At 73.5% G+C, this 17,464-nt stretch carries 16 protein-coding genes and 1 pseudogene; 10 read left to right on the forward strand and 7 right to left on the reverse strand.

Annotated elements, in window-relative coordinates:
- A partial coding sequence (locus tag G3I40_RS37985; protein WP_164559375.1) for a PD40 domain-containing protein occupies positions 1-2,238 on the reverse strand: 2,238 nt, incomplete at its 3' end.
- 438 nt (positions 2,239-2,676) lie between these two features.
- Here G3I40_RS37985 and G3I40_RS37990 point away from each other — a divergent pair.
- The 3 genes from G3I40_RS37990 (at position 2,677) to G3I40_RS38000 (ending at position 5,442) form a co-directional block, all read left to right on the forward strand.
- Positions 2,677-3,024 (forward strand): tetratricopeptide repeat protein, encoded by a 348-nt coding sequence (locus tag G3I40_RS37990; protein ID WP_164559389.1) that lies wholly within the window; start codon positions 2,677-2,679, stop codon positions 3,022-3,024.
- A 259-nt stretch (positions 3,025-3,283) separates the two neighbouring features.
- Entirely contained in the window at positions 3,284-4,465 is a 1,182-nt protein-coding gene (locus G3I40_RS37995) for a methyltransferase (protein ID WP_164559390.1), read from the forward strand.
- A gap of 206 nt (positions 4,466-4,671) precedes the next feature.
- Complete coding sequence (locus G3I40_RS38000) at positions 4,672-5,442, forward strand: hypothetical protein (protein WP_164559376.1); 771 nt, start codon at positions 4,672-4,674, stop codon at positions 5,440-5,442.
- A gap of 23 nt (positions 5,443-5,465) precedes the next feature.
- On the opposite strand, the gene G3I40_RS38005 is transcribed toward G3I40_RS38000, so the two are convergent.
- Positions 5,466-6,071 carry a DUF6417 family protein gene (locus G3I40_RS38005; protein ID WP_164559377.1) on the reverse strand — a complete coding sequence of 202 codons (606 nt, stop codon included), beginning with the start codon at positions 6,069-6,071 and terminating at the stop codon, positions 5,466-5,468.
- Positions 6,072-6,290: 219 nt separating this feature from the next.
- Here G3I40_RS38005 and G3I40_RS38010 point away from each other — a divergent pair, with 219 nt between their 5' ends.
- Together G3I40_RS38010 and G3I40_RS38015 are read left to right on the forward strand one after the other, a co-directional pair.
- Positions 6,291-7,409: an NAD(P)/FAD-dependent oxidoreductase gene (locus tag G3I40_RS38010; RefSeq protein ID WP_164559378.1), complete on the forward strand. Its 1,119-nt coding sequence runs from the start codon at positions 6,291-6,293 to the stop codon at positions 7,407-7,409.
- Between the two features lie 51 nt (positions 7,410-7,460).
- A complete protein-coding gene (locus G3I40_RS38015) occupies positions 7,461-8,138 on the forward strand; it encodes an AIM24 family protein (protein WP_164559379.1) in 678 nt (225 codons plus the stop codon).
- Here the strand turns inward: G3I40_RS38015 and G3I40_RS38020 are convergent.
- Together G3I40_RS38020 and G3I40_RS38025 are read right to left on the reverse strand one after the other, a co-directional pair.
- Positions 8,135-8,626 carry an SRPBCC family protein gene (locus G3I40_RS38020; protein WP_164559380.1) on the reverse strand — a complete coding sequence of 164 codons (492 nt, stop codon included), beginning with the start codon at positions 8,624-8,626 and terminating at the stop codon, positions 8,135-8,137. The genes G3I40_RS38015 and G3I40_RS38020 overlap by 4 nt on opposite strands.
- A gap of 51 nt (positions 8,627-8,677) precedes the next feature.
- Complete coding sequence (locus G3I40_RS38025) at positions 8,678-10,102, reverse strand: NAD(P)/FAD-dependent oxidoreductase (RefSeq protein ID WP_164559381.1); 1,425 nt, start codon at positions 10,100-10,102, stop codon at positions 8,678-8,680.
- Between the two features lie 144 nt (positions 10,103-10,246).
- Between G3I40_RS38025 and trxA the strand changes: the two genes are divergently transcribed.
- Entirely contained in the window at positions 10,247-10,639 is a 393-nt protein-coding gene (trxA, locus tag G3I40_RS38030; protein ID WP_164559382.1) for a thioredoxin, read from the forward strand.
- A 61-nt stretch (positions 10,640-10,700) separates the two neighbouring features.
- Here the strand turns inward: trxA and G3I40_RS38035 are convergent, their stop codons facing one another.
- Positions 10,701-11,708, reverse strand: a complete 1,008-nt coding sequence (locus G3I40_RS38035) for a LacI family DNA-binding transcriptional regulator (protein WP_164559383.1) — start codon at positions 11,706-11,708, stop codon at positions 10,701-10,703.
- A gap of 221 nt (positions 11,709-11,929) precedes the next feature.
- The gene (locus G3I40_RS38040) at positions 11,930-12,979 is read right to left on the reverse strand and encodes a glycosyl hydrolase family 18 protein (RefSeq protein WP_164559384.1); all 1,050 of its coding nucleotides are present in this window, start codon (positions 12,977-12,979) and stop codon (positions 11,930-11,932) included.
- Between the two features lie 71 nt (positions 12,980-13,050).
- Between G3I40_RS38040 and G3I40_RS38045 the strand changes: the two genes are divergently transcribed.
- Positions 13,051-13,506 (forward strand): type II toxin-antitoxin system PemK/MazF family toxin, encoded by a 456-nt coding sequence (locus G3I40_RS38045; RefSeq protein ID WP_164559385.1) that lies wholly within the window; start codon positions 13,051-13,053, stop codon positions 13,504-13,506.
- On the opposite strand, the gene G3I40_RS38050 is transcribed toward G3I40_RS38045, so the two are convergent.
- Positions 13,491-14,321 (reverse strand): TIGR02452 family protein, encoded by an 831-nt coding sequence (locus G3I40_RS38050; protein ID WP_164559386.1) that lies wholly within the window; start codon positions 14,319-14,321, stop codon positions 13,491-13,493. The genes G3I40_RS38045 and G3I40_RS38050 overlap by 16 nt on opposite strands.
- Positions 14,322-14,550: 229 nt before the next feature.
- Here G3I40_RS38050 and egtA point away from each other — a divergent pair, with 229 nt between their 5' ends.
- From egtA to G3I40_RS38065, 3 genes and pseudogenes are all read left to right on the forward strand, one after another.
- Positions 14,551-15,840, forward strand: a complete 1,290-nt coding sequence (gene egtA, locus G3I40_RS38055; RefSeq protein WP_164559387.1) for an ergothioneine biosynthesis glutamate--cysteine ligase EgtA — start codon at positions 14,551-14,553, stop codon at positions 15,838-15,840.
- On the forward strand, positions 15,837-17,186 hold the full coding sequence (egtB, locus tag G3I40_RS38060; protein ID WP_164559388.1) for an ergothioneine biosynthesis protein EgtB: 1,350 nt from the start codon (positions 15,837-15,839) through the stop codon (positions 17,184-17,186). Before egtA ends, egtB begins: the two co-directional genes overlap by 4 nt.
- Positions 17,186-17,464 (forward strand): annotated as a pseudogene (locus tag G3I40_RS38065) (class II glutamine amidotransferase); the annotation flags it as partial. The gene egtB and the pseudogene G3I40_RS38065, both read left to right, overlap by 1 nt.

The following is a 17,464-nucleotide window of genomic DNA, read 5'->3' on the forward strand; positions in this document are numbered from 1 at the left end:
GGTGGCCAGCAGGCGGGGGCCGGCGAGCGCCCCCGCGTTCACGGCCTCGCGGATGCGGGCCTGTTCGTAGGCGAAGCCGCCCAGGGAGACGGCGGTCGTGATGCCGTACGCGAGTTGCAGCGCGGTCTGCCGGCCGCCGTAGGTGGACTGCCAGGGGTGGGTGTGGGAGTCCCACAGGCCCGGCAGGACCGTCCGGTCGGAGGCGTCGAGCCGGCGCACTGCGGGCCTGCGCGTCGCGCGGTGCGGGGCGACCTCGGTGATGCGGCCGCCCTCGACGCTGATGTCGACGTCGTCGCGGACACGGTCGCCGGTGCCGTCCCAGAGGCGGCCGGCGTGCACCACCGTGTCGGCGGGGCGGGGGCGGCGCTGGTCGAGCGGGACGCGGATCGTGCGGGTGGCCCCGTCCGCGAGGTCCAGGAGCCGGAGCTTGCCGGCGGACAGGTAGAGCAGGCGTCGGCTGTCCGCGGCCCAACTCGGGTGGTCCGCGGCCTCGTCGGTGATCTGGCGGGGCTCCCCGTCCGGGGTGCCGTCGGGGCGGACCGGGAGCAGCCACAGCGCGGATTCCACGACGACCGCCATGGTGCGGCCGTCGGGCGACCACACGGGTCCGGAGTCGTAGCGGTCGGCGAGCGAGACGTGCGGGGCGACGGCGTGCAGCTTCGCGGCGCCGGTGGTGGTGTCGACGACGCGGATGAGGTTGTAGCCCTCGCGGAAGCGCTGGTTGAGGCGGCCCCGGTCGCACAGGGCGACGTAGCGGCCGTCGGGCGACCAGGACGGTCTGCCGGGCAGGCCGCCGCTGCCGAGCGGCTCGGCGAGGACCTTCTCCGTCGCGGCGGCGAGGTCGCGGACCACGAGGTTGCCGGACATGTCGAGACAGGCGAGCCGGGTCCCTTCGGGCGACAGCGCGGGGAAGACCCGGCCGCCCTCGGCGAGGACGGTCTCCTTCCCGGTGGCCAGGTCGTGGCGGCGTACCGAGAACAGGCCCGCGCGGTCGTCCGCGTAGACGAGGGCCGTGCCGTCGGGTGTCCAGGTCGGGGCGAGGACGTAGCGCGTCGCGGGCGCGCGGACGATCCTGCGCGGGGCGCGTCCCCCGGAAGTGCCGGACACCCACAAGGAGTTGAGGGCGGCGAAAGCGACGGAACGGCCGTCGGGCGAGAGGGCCGGCAGATGGAGTGCGCGCACCGGGTGCACTCCCCCGGCCGCGAAGTCGTAGCGCTTGACCCGGTACCGGGGCCGGTCGAGCGGCAGGTGGGCGGTGAACGGGATCTGCTCGGCGTCCCCGGGCGCGTCGGGGCGCAGGATGCGGAACGTGCCGTCGACGGTGACGAGCAGACTCTTGTCGCCGGTCCAGCGCGGCGGCGCCGGGGCGAGGTCGCCGGGCACCGCGACGGGCGCGCCGTCGACGACGAGCGTGCAGCTCGCGGCGGGTGCCGGGGTGGTCCGCAGATACGCGAGCCGGCCGCGCGGCGAGAGCGCGGGGGTCATGACCTGGGCGCCGGAGTCGTCGGCGTGCTCGGTGGTGACGGCGCCGGTGCCGTCGGCGGCGACCGAGGCGACGGTGGACGTCTGCAGCGTTCCGGTGGCGGTCACGACGCCGCGCACGAACAGGACGCGGGTGCCGTCCGGTGACCAGGTGGGGTCGAAGTCCTCCCAGGCGCCGCCCTGCCCGGGCCCCGACTGCCCGGCAGCGCCGGTGAGTCGTGTGAGCTGTCCGTCGCGTACGTCGATGACCCAGATGCGGTAGGGGCCGGCGGTGACCGGGTCGCCGCCGCGCTCGGAGGCGAACGCGACGCGGGTGCCGTCCGGGGACCAGGCGGGGGCGCGGTCGTCCCACGGCCCGTCCGTCAGTTGTTCCGGCGCACCGCCGCCCGCGGCCAGGAGCCAGAGGTGGAAGCCGCCGCCTCGGTACGCGCAGACGACGAGGCGTCGGCCGTCGGGGCTGAACTGCGGTCGGGTGGGCTCGAGTTCGGGCGTGGTGAGGGGGGTGGCGGCGCCGCCCTCGCGGGGGATGGACCACAGCACGTTCTGGATCTCGGCGACGATGCGGTCGCCGGACGGGGCGAGGGTGGCGGCGCCGTTGGTGGCCGCGGTGAACGAGAGCGTGGCGGGGCGGGTCTCGGCCGCCGCGGCGGTCAGGTCGAGTGCGGCGCCCGCGGCGACGGCACCGGCCGTGACGGTGGTGGTCTGCAGGAAGCGGCGGCGCGAGAAGGAGGGACCGGAGAGCGGGGTGGTGTCCATGGAGGCTCCCGAGGCACGAGGGGGTGCGGGACCGGAGGGTTCGCGAGTCGAACAGGAGACCTACAGCAACATAGGGGGCCAGGTCGCGAATGAGCCCCGCCCCGCGCGACTACGGCCGGGTCACTGCTCCGTCCGTGTCCCATGCGGTCCCTTGCGCCACAGGTCCTCGGGACGCCACAGGTCATAGGGGACGCCACGGCTCCTCCGGGGCCGGTGACACGGGACCTGGGCTCCGGCGAGGGGAACACAGTCCGGCACGTGCGCGCGCCGGTCGCCCGTTCGGCCCGGCGCGCGAGGACCCCGACGCCGCTTCGCACGGGAAGCGGCGCTCCGAGCCGACCTGCGCCGATGCCCCGGACCCCCCAGGCCCGCCCTGCGGACCGGGGCCTGGGGAATATGCCACGGGAACGGCCCGTTGAGGGCGGCATGGAGGTAACCGTGGAGCAGAAGTACTACACGCACGGGACGGCCGCGGAGCGCTGGGAGCGGGCGCGGATGTTCTTCGACGCGAAGGAGTTCACGACCGCCGCCGGAATCCTGGACGGCCTCGTCGAGGAGGTCCCGGAGCAGGTCGGTCCGCGTCTGCTGCTCGCCCGCTCCTACTACCACTCGGCCCAACTGCGGCGGGCCGAGGCTCAGTTGCGCGTCATCGTCGAGCGCGACCCGGTCGAGCACTACGCCCGTCTGATGCTCGGACGGACGCTGGAGCGCCAGGGCAAGGACGCCGAGGCGGCGCCGCACCTGCGGATGGCCGCCGCGCTCGCCGGGGACTTCCCGGAGAGCTGAGCGACGAAGAGCCGAGCGTCGAGAGGTGCGGCCGGTGCGCGAAGCCCGGCCGCACCGCCTTGTGCCCGGCCGCACCGCCTTGCGTCCGGCCGCTCACCCTGTGCCTGGCCGCTCCACCCTGTGCCCCGCCGCACCGCCCTGCGCCCGACCGCTCCTCCTCGCATGCCGCCGCGACCGGCCCCCGCGCCGCACACCGGGCCTCGGTTAGCCTGGGCGGACGATGAACCGCACTGATCAGCCCGTCCCGCCGGCCCACCGTCTGAGCACGCCCTGGGGAGATGTCGACCTCACTCGTTTCCCCGCGGACCCCCGCGACTCCCTGCGCGCCTGGGACGCCGCCGACGCCTACCTCCTCCGGCACCTGGCCGGGAGCGGTGTCGGTCTGTCCGGCGCCGTCGCGGTGGTCGGTGACCGGTGGGGCGCCCTCGGCACGGCGCTGACCGGGAGCGAGGGCTGCGCGCCGACGCTGATCTCGGACTCGTACCTCGGGCAGTGCGCGACGGCGGAGAACCTGGCCCGGGCCGGACGCTCCGGTGCCCGCCTGCTCACCACACAGGATCCCGCACCGGACCGCGTCGACGTCCTGCTCGTCCGGGTGCCGAAGAGCCTCGCCCTGCTGGAGGACCAACTGCACCGGCTGCGGCCCGCCCTGCACAAGGACACCGTCGTCGTCGGCACGGGCATGGTGAAGGAGATCCACACTTCGACGCTCAACCTGTTCGAGCGGCTCGTCGGCCCGACGCGTACGTCCCTCGCGGAGAAGAAGGCGCGGCTCGTCTTCGCCACCCCCGACCTGTCACTGTCGCCCGGGTCGAACCCCTGGCCGCACCGCTACCAACTGCCCGACGGGATCGGACCGCTCGCCGGGCGGACCGTCGTGAACCACGGCGGCGTGTTCTGCGCGGAGCGCCTGGACATCGGGACGCGCTTCTTCCTCGGGCACCTGCCGCACGCCACGGACGCGCAGCGCATCGTCGACCTCGGATGCGGCAACGGCGTCGTCGGGACGAGCGCCGCGCTCACGGCCCCGGACGCGGAAGTGCTGTTCACCGACGAGTCGCACCAGGCGGTGGCGTCCGCCGAGGCGACGTACACGGAGAACCACGGCGACCGGCCGGGCAAGGCCGTCTTCCGGGTCGGCGACGGACTCGCGGGCGTGCCCGACGAGAGCGTCGACCTGGTCCTCAACAATCCGCCCTTCCACACCCACCAGGCCACCACGGACGCGACGGCCTGGCGGATGTTCACGCAGGCGCGGGCCGCGCTGCGGCCGGGCGGCGAGCTGTGGGTCGTCGGCAACCGGCACCTCGGTTACCACGTGAAGCTGCGCCGCCTCTTCGGCAACAGCGAACTCGTCGCCAGCGACCCGAAGTTCGTCGTGCTGAAGGCCGTGAAGCAGGAGGCGTCGCCCTCGCGCGGGCGGAGTACGCAGCGCGGGTGAAGCGGCGAGCGCAGACGGCGGGCCGGCCCGCCGCCGCGCACACCCCGCGAGGAACACCGGCGACGCACGGCGGCGGGCCCGACCTCGTCCGCGTACGGCACAGAGCAACCGATTACTGCCTTTCGCACCGCACCCGCCATAGTAAAAAGCAGTAACTCCCCGCCACCTCTTGCCAGTTGACAGCAACCGCTTACATCCTGCCGCTCATGAGACTCCCCTCCGCACGAGTACGCCGCATCCTCACCACGCTGGGCGCCACCGCACTGCTCACCCTGGGCGCGAGCGGCCAGAGCTGGGCCTCCACCCCCACCGTCCGCTGGTCCAGCGGGGCACCGACCCCCGTCACGAAGCTGACGCTGCCGATGTCCTTCGAGGCGGCGCCCGACGCGTCCGGCATCTACTTCGCCTACTACACGACCCTGGAGAGCGGCACCCGCCCCTACGCCGGTTTCCAGCCCAAGCCCGTCGGGAGCAACGGAAAACCCCAACTCCAGGCGGTCTTCAGCTCGTTCAACGCGGACGCCACCACCACGGACGGCAACTGCCAGTACGGGGCCGACGGCGGCCCCGGCGTCAGCTGCGCGGTCCGCTTCGACTACACCAAGGGCACGATGTACGGCCTCGTCCTGCAGCGGGCGGGCGACGACGGCAGCACGCAGCTGATGACCGGCGACGTGGTGAACACGGCGACCGGCGCGACCCTCGCGCACATCGGAAGCTTCCGCCTCCCGGTGGCATCGGGCCGCTTCAAGGCCTCGGACTCCGGTTTCGTCGAGCCCTACCAGACGGCGGGGTGCGCACAGCGGGTCACCGTGACGTACGGGCGGCCGAGCGGCACAGAGGGCGGCGTCACCCACACCGGCGACCTGCCCGCGGTCACGGACCCGGCTTCGGGCAGTTGCCTGAGCAGTACGTCCACGGACACGGCGGCCGGACGGCAGGTGACGGTCACTGGCGACCAATACGCCGGGCAGTGAGCAGGGTCGGCAACCGCCGGCCCCTACCGGCCTGCCGCGTCGTGCTCGGCCTCGGCGCGCAGCGGAAGCGGTCGGGGCGGGTGGATCACTCCGTACACGCGGGCGAACCGGTTCGCGGGCGCCGCTGATCCACCGAGCCGCTCCAGGTAGAACGCGCGGGCCATCGACTGCATCTGCTCGCCGTCCACGTACAGGATCCACCGGTTGGAGGCGGCGTTGAAGCGGGCCGCGTCCACGGCCGCGCCCAGCCCCGGCGCCGGCCGGTGGCGCAGCCTGTCGCCCAGCTCGACGAATCGCTTGAGCACGTCGAGGTCCGTGCGGCGCAGGGCCACCCGCTGGAGGCCGGGATGCGGGGCCTCGGCGACGACGGGTGCGGCTCGCAGCCGCCCGTACAGCAGCGCGTCCCGCCCGTCGGCGGTGAGCTGCACCGCCCAGGCGACCGGTCTCCCCGACCGCGCGGAGAGTTCGGCCCGCTCTTCGGCGCGAGCCTCCCGGACCAGCCCGAGCGTGACCAGCGGCGCCGCGCCGCGGGCGTCGAGCCCGGGTTCCGCCGTGGCCCATCCCTCGGGCCCGCCCTGCCCGTCCGCCACGCGGTGCAGCAACGCGAGGTACCCCTCCCTGCGACCCATCCCCAGCCCCTCCCGCCGATGGTGCGATGGCGTGACGCTAGCGCGCGACGCGGCCGTCCCGGGCCGAAACGGCCCGAGGTTCACCACCCCCTCTTCCTGGAACGGCGTTCCAGCTTGACATCGCTGGAACGCCGTTCCAGGCTGGATGTCGGAACGACGTTCCAGAGAGGACCTGCCGCGCTTCCCCGCCCGGCGGGCTGCGACACGTAAGGAACCACCATGGCCACGCACGTCACGATCATCGGCGCCGGGCTCGGCGGGCTGACCCTCGCCCGCGTCCTGCACGTCCACGGAATCCCGTCCACCGTCTACGAGGCGGAAGCTTCCCCGAGCGCCCGCGCGCAGGGCGGAATGCTCGACATCCACGACGACACCGGTCAGCCGGCCCTGCAGGCGGCAGGCCTGACGGACGAGTTCCGCGGCCTCATCCTGGAGGGCCACGAGGCGACCCGGATCCTCGCTCCGGACGGGGGCGTGCTGTTCGACGACGACAGCGAGCGGGGACGCCCCGAGGTGATGCGCGGCGAGCTGCGGCAGATCCTGCTGGACTCGCTCCCGGCGGACACGGTCCGCTGGGACCACAAGGTCAGCGGGGTCCGCGCCCTCGGCGAGGGCCGTCACGAGGTGTCCTTCGCCGACGGCACCGCCGTCGTCACGAGCCTGCTGGTCGGCGCGGACGGCGCCTGGTCGCGGGTCCGGCCGCTGCTGTCCGACGCGGTGCCCTCCTACTCCGGGAGGTCGTTCGTCGAGACGTACCTCTTCGACAGCGACAACCGGCACCCCGCCACCGCGAAGGCCGTGGGCGCAGGCGGGCTCATCGCGTCGGTGCCGGGCAAGGGGATCCAGGCGCACCGGGAAAGCAACGAAACCCTGCACACGTACGTGGCGCTCACCAAGCCGCAGGACTGGTTCGACGCCGTCGACTTCACCGACTCCGCCACCGCCGCCGCGCGGATCGCGGCCGAGTTCGACGGCTGGGCGCCGGAGCTCACCGCACTGATCACCGACGGCGACAGCCCGCTGGTGCTGCGCACCCTCAACTCCCTTCCCATCGGCCACCGTTGGGACCGGGTGCCGGGCGTGACGCTGCTCGGCGACGCCGCCCACCTCGCGATCCCGAACGGCGAGGGCGCCAATCTGGCCATGCTCGACGGTGCCGAACTCGGCACCGCGCTGGCCGCGCACCCCGACGACACCGAGGCCGCGCTCACCGCGTTCGAGCAGGCCATGTTCCCCCGCGGAGCGGTGGCCGCCGCCGACGGCGTCGCACTCAACGAACTCCTTTTCGGCGCCGACGCGCCCCAAGGCCTGATCGCCATGTTCGACGGAGGCGAGTAGCCGCGCACGGGGGGCTTGTCGGAACGAACGCCTCCGGGCGACGATGCCCGGATGAAGGGTGATCTTTTCGCAAGTGAGTACATGGTGCAGGCCGCTGTCGCACCGGGCATGAGCGTGCAGAACGCCAAGTCGATCCGTTACGTGGTCGACGGCGAGATGCTCGCGCGACAGGGTTCGATGATCGCCTACAGGGGGAATCTGCAGTTCGAGCGCAAGGGCCAGGGCGTCGGCGGCATGCTGAAGCGGGCCGTCACCGGCGAGGGCCTGCCGGTGATGAAGGTGCGCGGGCAGGGCGAGGCCTGGTTCGCACAGGAGGCGCAGAACGTCTTCGTGGTCGACATCGAGCCCGGCGACGTCTTCACCGTCAACGGCCGCAACGTGCTGTGCTTCGACGCCACGCTGTCGTACGACATCAAGACGGTGAAGGGCGCGGGCATCTCCGGTGGCGGCCTGTTCAACAGCGTCTTCACCGGGCAGGGCAGGCTGGGCCTGGTCTGCGAGGGCAATCCGCTGGTGCTGCCCGTCTCCGCGCAGCAGCCGGTGTACGTGGACACGGACGCGGTGGTCGGCTGGAGCGCCAACCTCCGTACGTCGCTGCACCGTTCACAGTCCATCGGCTCGATGATCCGCGGCGGCTCCGGCGAGGCCGTCCAGTTGATGCTGGAGGGCGAGGGCTTCGTCGTGGTCCGCCCGAGCGAGGCGACACCCCAGAAACCGCAGCAGCATTAGGGCGGCCCGTCCGGGCCCCCGGTCAGGCCCTGACCGCCGTGCCGGGCGGCCCGCTCCCGTTCGCGTACCGCGATCCGGGCCAGCTTCGTCAGCATCATGCCGTTGCGGACCTTGACCAGGTAGTCGACGGGAAGGCCGTGCATGCGCACGCCGGGGCCGCGCAGGGGGTGCCAGTCGAGGACGAACAGGGTGTTCTCGCCCCAGGGGACCAGGTTCATGGCGATGCGGGCAGCGCCGAAGGGGTCCGCCTTCGCCTCCAGTTCCAGGCGGTGCTCCGGCTCGCAGATCCTGACGACACTGGTGTCGTCCAGGGTCAGCGGGCCGAGGCCGACCCGCACCTTGAGTGCGGCGCCGACCTGCGGCCAGTGCGGGTCCGCGGCCAGGACCTGCTGCGTCCCGGTCACCCACTCACCGAAGCGGTGGCCGTCGCACAGCAGGGCCCAGACCGCGGACGGCGGGCTCAGGATGAGACGGCGGGTGCGGGCCACGGCGATCACGCTCCTTCGGGGGGTGCGTCTTCAGCATCCCCCGAGGCGCCGTCAGCCGCGATACGTCTCCAGGAGCCGCAGCCACACCTCGCTCACCGTCGGATACGCGGGCACCGCGTGCCACAGCCGGTCGAGGGGGACCTCACCGGCGATCGCGACCGTCGCCGAGTGGATGAGCTCGCCGACGCCGGGGCCCACGAAGGTGACGCCCAGCAGCACCTCGCGGTCGAGGTCGACGACCATGCGGGCGCGGCCGGTGTAGCCGTCGGCGTACAGCCCGGAGCCGGCCACGTTCGCCATGTCGTAGTCGACGGCGCGGACGCGGTGGCCGGCCGCCTCCGCCTCCGCGAGGGTGAGGCCCGCGCTCGCGGCCTCCGGGTCGGTGAAGACGACCTGCGGCACCGCGTCGTGGTCGGCGGTGGCCGCGTGGGCGCCCCAGCGGTCGGTCTCCAGGAGCGGCACGCCGGCGGCCCGCGCCGTGATGGCGGCGCCCGCGATCCGGGCCTGGTACTTGCCCTGGTGGGTGAGGAGCGCACGGTGGTTGGCGTCGCCGACCGCGTACAGCCAGGTGCTGCCCTCGACGCGCAGCGTCTCGTCGACCGGCAGCCAGGAGCCGGGCTCCAGGCCCACCGTCTCCATGCCGATGTCCTCGGTGCGCGGGGCGCGGCCCGTCGCGACGAGGATCTCGTCGGCCTCCACGGTCGAGCCGTCGCCGAGGGTGACCGTGACGGTGGCGCCCCGGCGCTCGACGGCCTGCACCGACACTCCCGTACGCACCTGCGCCCCCGCCTCGCGCAGCGCGTCCGCGACCAGTTCCCCGGCGAACGGCTCCATCCGGTTCAGCAGCCCGTCACCGCGTACCAGCACGGTGACCTGCGAGCCGAGCGCCTGCCAGGCCGTGGCCATCTCAGCGGCGACCACTCCGCCCCCGACGATCACCAGGCGTCCGGGGGCCTTGTCGGCGCTGGTGGCCTCGCGGCTGGTCCAGGGCTTGGCCTCGGCGAGCCCCGGCAGGTCCGGCAGGGCGGCGCGGGTGCCCGTGCAGACGGCGACGGCGTGCCGGGCGGTCAGCGTGGAGACCGTGCCGTCCTCGGCGGTGACCGTGACGCGGCGCGGGCCGTCGAGGCGGCCGTGGCCGCGGATGAGGTCGACGCCGATGGACTCGATCCAGCCGACCTGGCCGTCGTCCTTCCAGTGCGAGGTGTAGTCGTCGCGATGCGCGAGCACGGCGGGGGTGTCCAGCGGGCCCTGCACCATCTGGCGCAGGCCCGGGACGCGGCGGGCGTCGGCTCGGGCGATCACCGGGCGCAGCAGGGCCTTGCTGGGCATACAGGCCCAGTACGAGCACTCACCGCCGACGAGTTCGCTCTCGACGATCGCCGCGCTCAGCCCGCCCGCCCGCACCCGGTCCGCCACGTTCTCGCCGACCGGTCCCGCTCCCACCACTACTACGTCGTACGTCTTGTCTTCCGTCATGGGCACCAGTGTGGTGGCAGGTGTGTGCGCGAGCCACATGGGTACGTGCGCGGAAATACTTCCGTCACCTCGACGGTTGTGCAGAGCGGCTTTGCCCCCTACGGCTTCGCCCCGGATCCAAGGAAGCAGGAAGAGGGAAACACCATGAGCAGCACCACCGTGGAGCTGACCAAGGAGAACTTCGATCAGACGGTCACGGAGAACGAGTTCGTGCTGATCGACTTCTGGGCGTCCTGGTGCGGGCCCTGCAAGCAGTTCGCCCCCGTCTACGAGAAGTCCGCCGAGGCCAACCCCGACCTGGTCTTCGGCAAGGTCGACACCGAGGCGCAGCCGGAGCTGGCCGCCGCGTTCGGCATCCAGTCGATCCCGACGCTGATGATCGTCCGTGACCAGGTGGCCGTCTTCGCGCAGCCCGGCGCGCTGCCGCAGGAGGCCCTGGACGACGTGATCGGCCAGGCCCGCAAGCTCGACATGGACGAGGTCCGCAAGTCGGTCGCCGAGCAGCAGGCTCAGGCGCAGCCGTCCGACGAGGCCTGAGACCCGTCCAGGGACACCGAGGCGGTCGCCGACGACGGCGACCGCCTCCGTGCTGTCCGCGTCAGGTCGACTCGCGCGCCACCACGGCCGCCTGCATCACGTCCCGCACCTCGGGCTCGGCCGCCGGGTCGCGCACCAGCCGGTCGACGAGTCCGGCGAGCTCCTCGCCCGAGGGCAGGTCGATGCGGACCGTGCTGAGGCGGGGGCGCAGCAGGCGGCCCAGCATCAGGTCGTCGGCGCCGATCACGGCGACGTCGCCGGGGATGTCCACGCCCGCGTCCTGGAGTGCGCGCATCAGCAGCATCGCGTACTCGTCGTTGTAGGCGAACACGGCGTCCAGACCCAGCTCCCGGACCTGTGCGGCGACGCGGGCCGCGTGCTCCTCCTCGTACGCGAGCGGCAGCTGCACCACGTCCGCGCCGCTCGCCCGTACGCCGTCGAGGCGCGGCACGGCGAACGCGTCGAGCCCTTCTTCGCGGGGCATGACGACGCCGAGCGCTCGGTGGCCCCTGGCCACGAGGTGCTCGCCCGCGACCCGGCCGACCTCGCGGTGGTCCATGAGCAGCGCGTGCGCGCCCTCGACGGGGGCGGGGCCCAGCGTGATGACGGCCTTGGCGCCGGACCGCTTCAGGACGGCGATGCCGTCGGGGCCCATGCCGATCGGGGCGAGCACGGCGACCGGGCGCAGTTCGGCCCAGGCGCGGGCCGCGTCGTCGCCGCCGACGCCGACACTGCCGTACTGCACGACGGTGTAGTCGAGGCGGCTCAGCGCCCATTGCAGCTCGTTGAGGAAGCCGCTGTAGAGCGGGCCGACGGGCACCTCGGGGGTCGGCATCAGCACGATGCGGGTGTGTCCGGCGCGCAGGCTGCGGGCCGCGGCGTGCGGGACGTAGCCGAGTTCCTTCGCGGCTTCGTGGACGCGGCGCCGGGTGGGCTCGCTGATGCGGACGGCGCTGGTGTTGTTCAGGACGTAGCTGACCGTGGCGCGCGAGACCCCGGCGAGACGGGCGACGTCCGCGCTCGTCGGCACGGCTCCCCGGGCGGGCTGCTGTTTCGGTATGCGATCCATGACGTACGGCATCTTTCCAGACGGCGCGGAACCGGTGTCCTCCGGGCGTACGGCGCCGCCCCCGCGGCCATCAGGTCGGCATCGAGCCCCGCCGCGCCTCGGGTCGCACGGCGTCCTGGACGGCCGGCGCACGATCGGGGGCGGTGTCCCGGCCGCCTCCCCTGGTCCCCGTCACGGCTCAACTGGCGGCGGACCAGGGGTTGTTCACCGTCGGCCGGTCGCTAACCGGCCGCCAGGGTCCCCCACAGCTCCGGCTGCTCGAAGCCCAGGGCCCACAGGACGGTGTGCTCCACCCCGTACTTGCGCAGCACCGGCAGGTGGGCGGCGGTGCCGCGGGCGTCCTGGTACCAGACGGTGCGGCGGGTCCGTCCGTCCTTGTACGTGAAGTGCGGGGTGCGGGAGTCCGGGTCGAGGGCGTAGGGCGCCTTGACCTTGCGGCGCAGCGCCTCGGCCTCGGTCGACGTCAGGTGCTTCGCCCGGGCCTTGCTGCCCTCGGCCCAGTCCCAGCCGTACGCCGGGAGCCCCATCTCCAGTTTGGCGCGCGGGACTTCGGTGGTCGCGCGGGCCAGGATCGTGTCGTACCACTGCGGTGACGACTGCGGTCCGGGCGGCCCCTCGGCGTGGTGCATGTTGTAGGCCATGATGCGCAGCCGGTCGGCGGCGGCGCCGAGCTTGCGGTAGTCCCAGACGCGGCCGGTGGCGGGGGTCTTGGGGGTGACCGTGACGAAGCACTGTTTGCGCAGGGCGTGCAGTCGGGCGCACAGGTCGGTGACGAAGTCCGCGTACCCGTCCCGCACGGCCGGGTACGCGGGCTCCGGGGTCGGCGCGATGGTCTCGTAGTCGAGGTCGAGCCCGTCGTAGGCGCGGCTGCGCACGACGGCGAGCAGGGCCTTCACATGGGTGGCGCGCTGCGCGGGGCTGGTCATGACGGCCGCCAGGGCGCCGGGCTTCAGCTGCTCCATGACGGTCGGGACGACCTGGATGCCCGTGGCGTGCAGGCCGTCGACGATGCGGCGTTCCCCCGCGCCGGGGTGGCCGTCGACGCGGCCGGCGGACTTGGTCTCGTACCAGAAGGGGCTGATGGTGCGGATCTGCGCGGCGTGTTCGAGGGCGTCGCGGTAGGCGGCCTCCTGGTCCCAGTACGGGAGCCAGGCCGAGACCGTGCGCGGCGGCGGCGCGGCGGGGCGAAGGGGTGCGGCCGCGCTCAGCGTCAGCACAACGGCGAGCAGGCACAGGGCGCTTCGGTGTATTCGGCGTGTTCGACGGTCCATGCGCCGAGCCTGTCGGGCATCCGGCGCACCCGCCGCGCGGATTGGGCCGTCCAGGCTCTAACGTGACCCGCGTGACTGCCTTTACGGATGACCACGCGTACGAGTACCCGGGCCGCAGCGGCGCGACGGCCACGGTGGAGGCCGAGCCGCACCAAGTGGGCGAGGTGCGTACCGAATACGCGCCCGCGCACGACGGCGATCCCGATCCCGGCGAGGTCGTGTGGACGTGGGTGCCGTACGAGGAGAACGACGGGCGCGGCAAGGACCGGCCGGTGCTCGTGGTCGCGCGCGAGGGTGCGGGCACGCTGCTCGCCGTCCAGTTGTCGAGCAAGCGGCACGACAACGACCGCGAGTGGGTGGCGCTCGGTTCCGGCCCCTGGGACAGCAGCGGCCGTGACTCGTGGGTGGACCTGGACCGCGTGCTGCGGGTGCACGAGCGCGGGATGCGGCGCGAGGCGTGCGCGCTGGACCGGGGCCGCTTCAACCTGGTGGTGCTGCGGCTGCGGGAGCGCTACGGCTGGAGCTGACCGGGCCGCAGGACGCGGGCGAAGGCGGCCCGTGTCGACGCTTCCCGCGTGCGGTCCAGCACGGCGAAGACGACCTGCTCGAAGCGGCCCGCGAAGCGGCCGTCGAGCAGGGCGCGGAACGCCTCGGCGACCTGCGCCGGATCATTGCGGAACACTCCGCAGCCCCAGGCCCCGAGGACGAGACGCCGGTATCCGAGCGCCGCCGCGACCTCCAGGACCCGCGCGGCGCGGGCGGCCAGCGCGGCGGGTATCTCCGGGACGCGCTGGGGGGTGTGCCGGGCGATCACCCCGGCGTTCGGCGCGGGCGAGGTCAGGAAACCCACCTCGTACGGTGCGTCGAGGAGGCGGCCCCGGTCGTCGCGGAAGACGGGCACGCCGGGTGCGTGGATGACGCGGTCGCTGTAGAACACGTCGCGGTCGGCGCGGTGGTGTGCGTAGAACTCCGGGACCTGTACGAGGCAGGTGTACAGCGCGGAGGAGCGGCAGAGCGCCTCCTCCTGGGCCTGCGCGCCGTTCAGGTACCCCCCGCCGGGGTTGCGGGCCGACGCGAAGTTCAGCACCGCCACGCGCTGCGGCCGCTCCCCGGTCATGCGCCGGGCCGCGTCCAGGCTGCTCTCCCCCGTGACCTCGGCCGAGGTGGCGACCCGGGGCGCGGCCGGCACCGCCACCGGGTCCGGACCGAACATCTCGGTGCCGGCCCTGGCCCGCGCCACGGCGTCACCGAGGGTGACCGTGCGGCCGTCCGCCGTCGCGTACTCCCCCGCCGCGACGATCCTCTCCGTGCTCTGCGCGATCTCGCGCAGCCGGGCGCTCACGCCCGCTCCCCCGCCGTCTTCATGAACAGATCGTGGGCGGTGGGTGACCGGTGCGGCAACAGGTTTTCGTGGCGCGCGGTGACACCCAGGGGCACTCTTGTGCGAAACGCCGGGAACGTCTTGGGTAGGACGAGCGTTGCCCACGACGGCCCGCCGCGTCGCGGGCCGAATCGACGCCGTGGCCCCCGCCGGGGACCATGGGATGCATGAGGGTCAGGAGGATCCCGGCATGAGCGAGGGAGACTGTACGACGCGCCTCGGTGACCTGGTCACCGAGGCAGAGGTGGAGGCCCTGGTACGGGGCATCTGCTTCAAGACGGGACCGCCCCGCACCGTGGGCGTGGAGCTGGAGTGGATCGTCCACGAGCCGCACCGCCCCCAGGTCCCCTTACCGCCCGAACGACTCGATGCGGCCTATGCCGCACTGCGCGCCCTGCCCGTGGGCTCGGCGCTGACCGTGGAACCCGGCGGACAGCTGGAGCTCAGTTCGCTCCCCGCCGCCACGCTGACGGAATGCGTCTCGGCCATGCAGGCCGATCTGACCACCGTCCGCACCGCGCTCCGCGGCCACGGGCTCGTCCTGTCCGGTCACGGCACCGATCCGTGGCGGCCACCGCGACGCGTCCTCCACCAGCCCCGCTACGACGCCCTCGAGGCCTGCCTCGACCAGGCGGGTCCCGCCGGGCGGTCCATGATGTGTTCCTCCGCCTCCGTGCAGGTGTGCCTGGACGCGGGGTACGAGGAGCCGGGCCCGCTGGGACACGGCCGGCGCTGGCGGCTGGCCCATCTGCTCGGCCCCGTCCTGGTCGCCGCGTTCGCCAACTCCCCGATGCTGTCCGGCCGCGCGACGGGCTGGCGCTCCACGCGGCAACTGCTGTGGGAGCGCATCGCGGTGGGCCGCTCGGGTGCGCCGCCCCTGGACGGCGAGCCGCGCGCGGCCTGGGCGCGGCACGTCCTGGACGCCCCCGTGATGTGCGTACGCACCGACGCGGGCCCGTGGCAGGTCCCGGAGGGCCTGACCTTCCGGGAGTGGATCCGCGGCGGCGCGCCACGGCCGCCCACCCGCTCCGATCTCGACTACCACCTGACCACCCTCTTCCCGCCGGTGCGGCCGCGCGGCCACCTCGAACTGCGCATGATCGACGCCCAGCCGGGGGACGACGGATGGATCGTGCCGCTCGCGGTGACGATGGCCCTGTTCGACGATCCGCAGGCCGCGGAGACCGCGTACCGGGCCGTCAAACCCCTTGCGGAGCGCGCCGGTTCACGGCCCGCCCCGCACAACCCGCTGTGGCGGGACGCGGCCCGGCTCGGCCTCGCCGACGCCGAGCTGCGCGAGGCCGCGACGGCCTGCTTCACGACGGCCCTGGACGCGCTGCCGAGGCTCGGCGCGGACCAGGACGTGCGCCGGGCGGTCGCGGACTACACGCACCGCTACGTCGTCCGCGGCCGCACCCCGGCCGACGACGTGCTCGACCTGCTTCCCGAACCCGCACAGGGGAGGACCGTCCACTCATGACCACCGAGGAGAACGTCACCACGGATCCCGAGGCCCTGCGCCGGCGGGCGACGGACGCCCTGCTGACCGCGCGCCGGCGCACCACGCTCCTGACGAGCTGCGTGGAGGGTCCCGAACTGACCGCGCAGCACTCGCCGTTGATGTCGCCGCTGGTGTGGGACCTCGCGCACATCGGCAATCAGGAGGAGCAGTGGCTGCTGCGGGCGGTCGACGGGCGCGAGGCGATGCGCCCGGAGATCGACCCGCTGTACGACGCGTTCGAGCATCCGCGCGCCGAGCGTCCGCGCCTGCCGCTGCTCGCGCCGCAGGAGGCGCGCGGCTATGCGGCCGAGGTGCGCGGCCGCGCGCTCGACGTGCTGGAGAAGGCCTCGTTCGCGGCGGACGGCGGTGCGCGCCTGACGCGCTCCGGCTTCGCCTTCGGCATGATCGCCCAGCACGAACAGCAGCACGACGAGACGATGCTGATCACCCATCAGCTCAGGACCGGCGCCCCGGCGCTCACCGCGCCCGACCCCGATCCGCTGGACGCGCCCTTCGGCGGCCCGGCCGAAGTCCTCGTCCCCGGCGGCCCGTTCACGATGGGCACGACGGCCGAGCCGTGGGCTCTCGACAACGAACGCCCCGCGCACACCCGGCACGTCCCGGCGTTCCACATCGACACGACGCCGGTGACGAACGCCGCGTACATGGAGTTCCTCGCCGACGGCGGCTACCGGGACGAGCGGTGGTGGGCGCCCGCGGGCCGGGCCATGCTCCGGGACGGCGGCATCGAGGCGCCGCGGTTCTGGCGGCGGGAGGGCGGCCAGTGGCTGCGCAGGCGCTTCGGCGTCACGGAGGCGGTGCCGCCCGACGAGCCGGTCCTGCACGTGAGCTGGTACGAGGCGGACGCCTACGCCCGCTGGGCGGGACGCCGCCTGCCGACGGAGGAGGAGTGGGAGAAGGCGGCCCGTTTCGACCCGGTGTCGGGCCGCTCGACGCGCTACCCGTGGGGCGACGCCGATCCGACGCCGCAGCACGCGAACCTGGGCCAGCGCCATCTTCGCCCGGCCCCCGCGGGCAGCTATCCGCTCGGCGAATCCCCTCTGGGCGTACGCCAGTTGATCGGCGACGTGTGGGAGTGGACGGCGAGCGACTTCCTGCCCTATCCCGGGTTCGTCGCCTACCCGTACCGCGAGTACTCGGAGGTGTTCTTCGGCCCCGACCACAAGGTGCTGCGCGGCGGCTCGTTCGCGGTGGACCAGGTGGTGTGCCGGGGCACATTCCGCAACTGGGACTACCCGATCCGCAGGCAGATCTTCGCCGGCTTCCGCACGGCACGCGACGCCTACCCGCAGGAGGCCTCCTGATGTGCCGTCACCTGGCCTACCTGGGGCCGCCGGTGCCGCTCGGCGAGATCCTGGACAAGCCGTCCCACAGCCTGTTCCGCCAGTCGTGGGAGCCGCGCAGGCAGCGGCACGGCACGGTCAACGCCGATGGTTTCGGGGTGGGTTGGTACGCGGAGGGGGACCCGGCGCCGGCCCGGTACCGGCGCGCCCTGCCCATCTGGGGCGACGCGGCCTACGCCGACCTGGCCCGTGTGGTGCGCTCGGGCGCGCTGCTCGCGGCCGTCCGCGACGCCACCCTC

It is taken from the genome of Streptomyces sp. SID14478 (genome assembly GCF_010548525.1).
GTDB lineage: Bacteria > Actinomycetota > Actinomycetes > Streptomycetales > Streptomycetaceae > Streptomyces.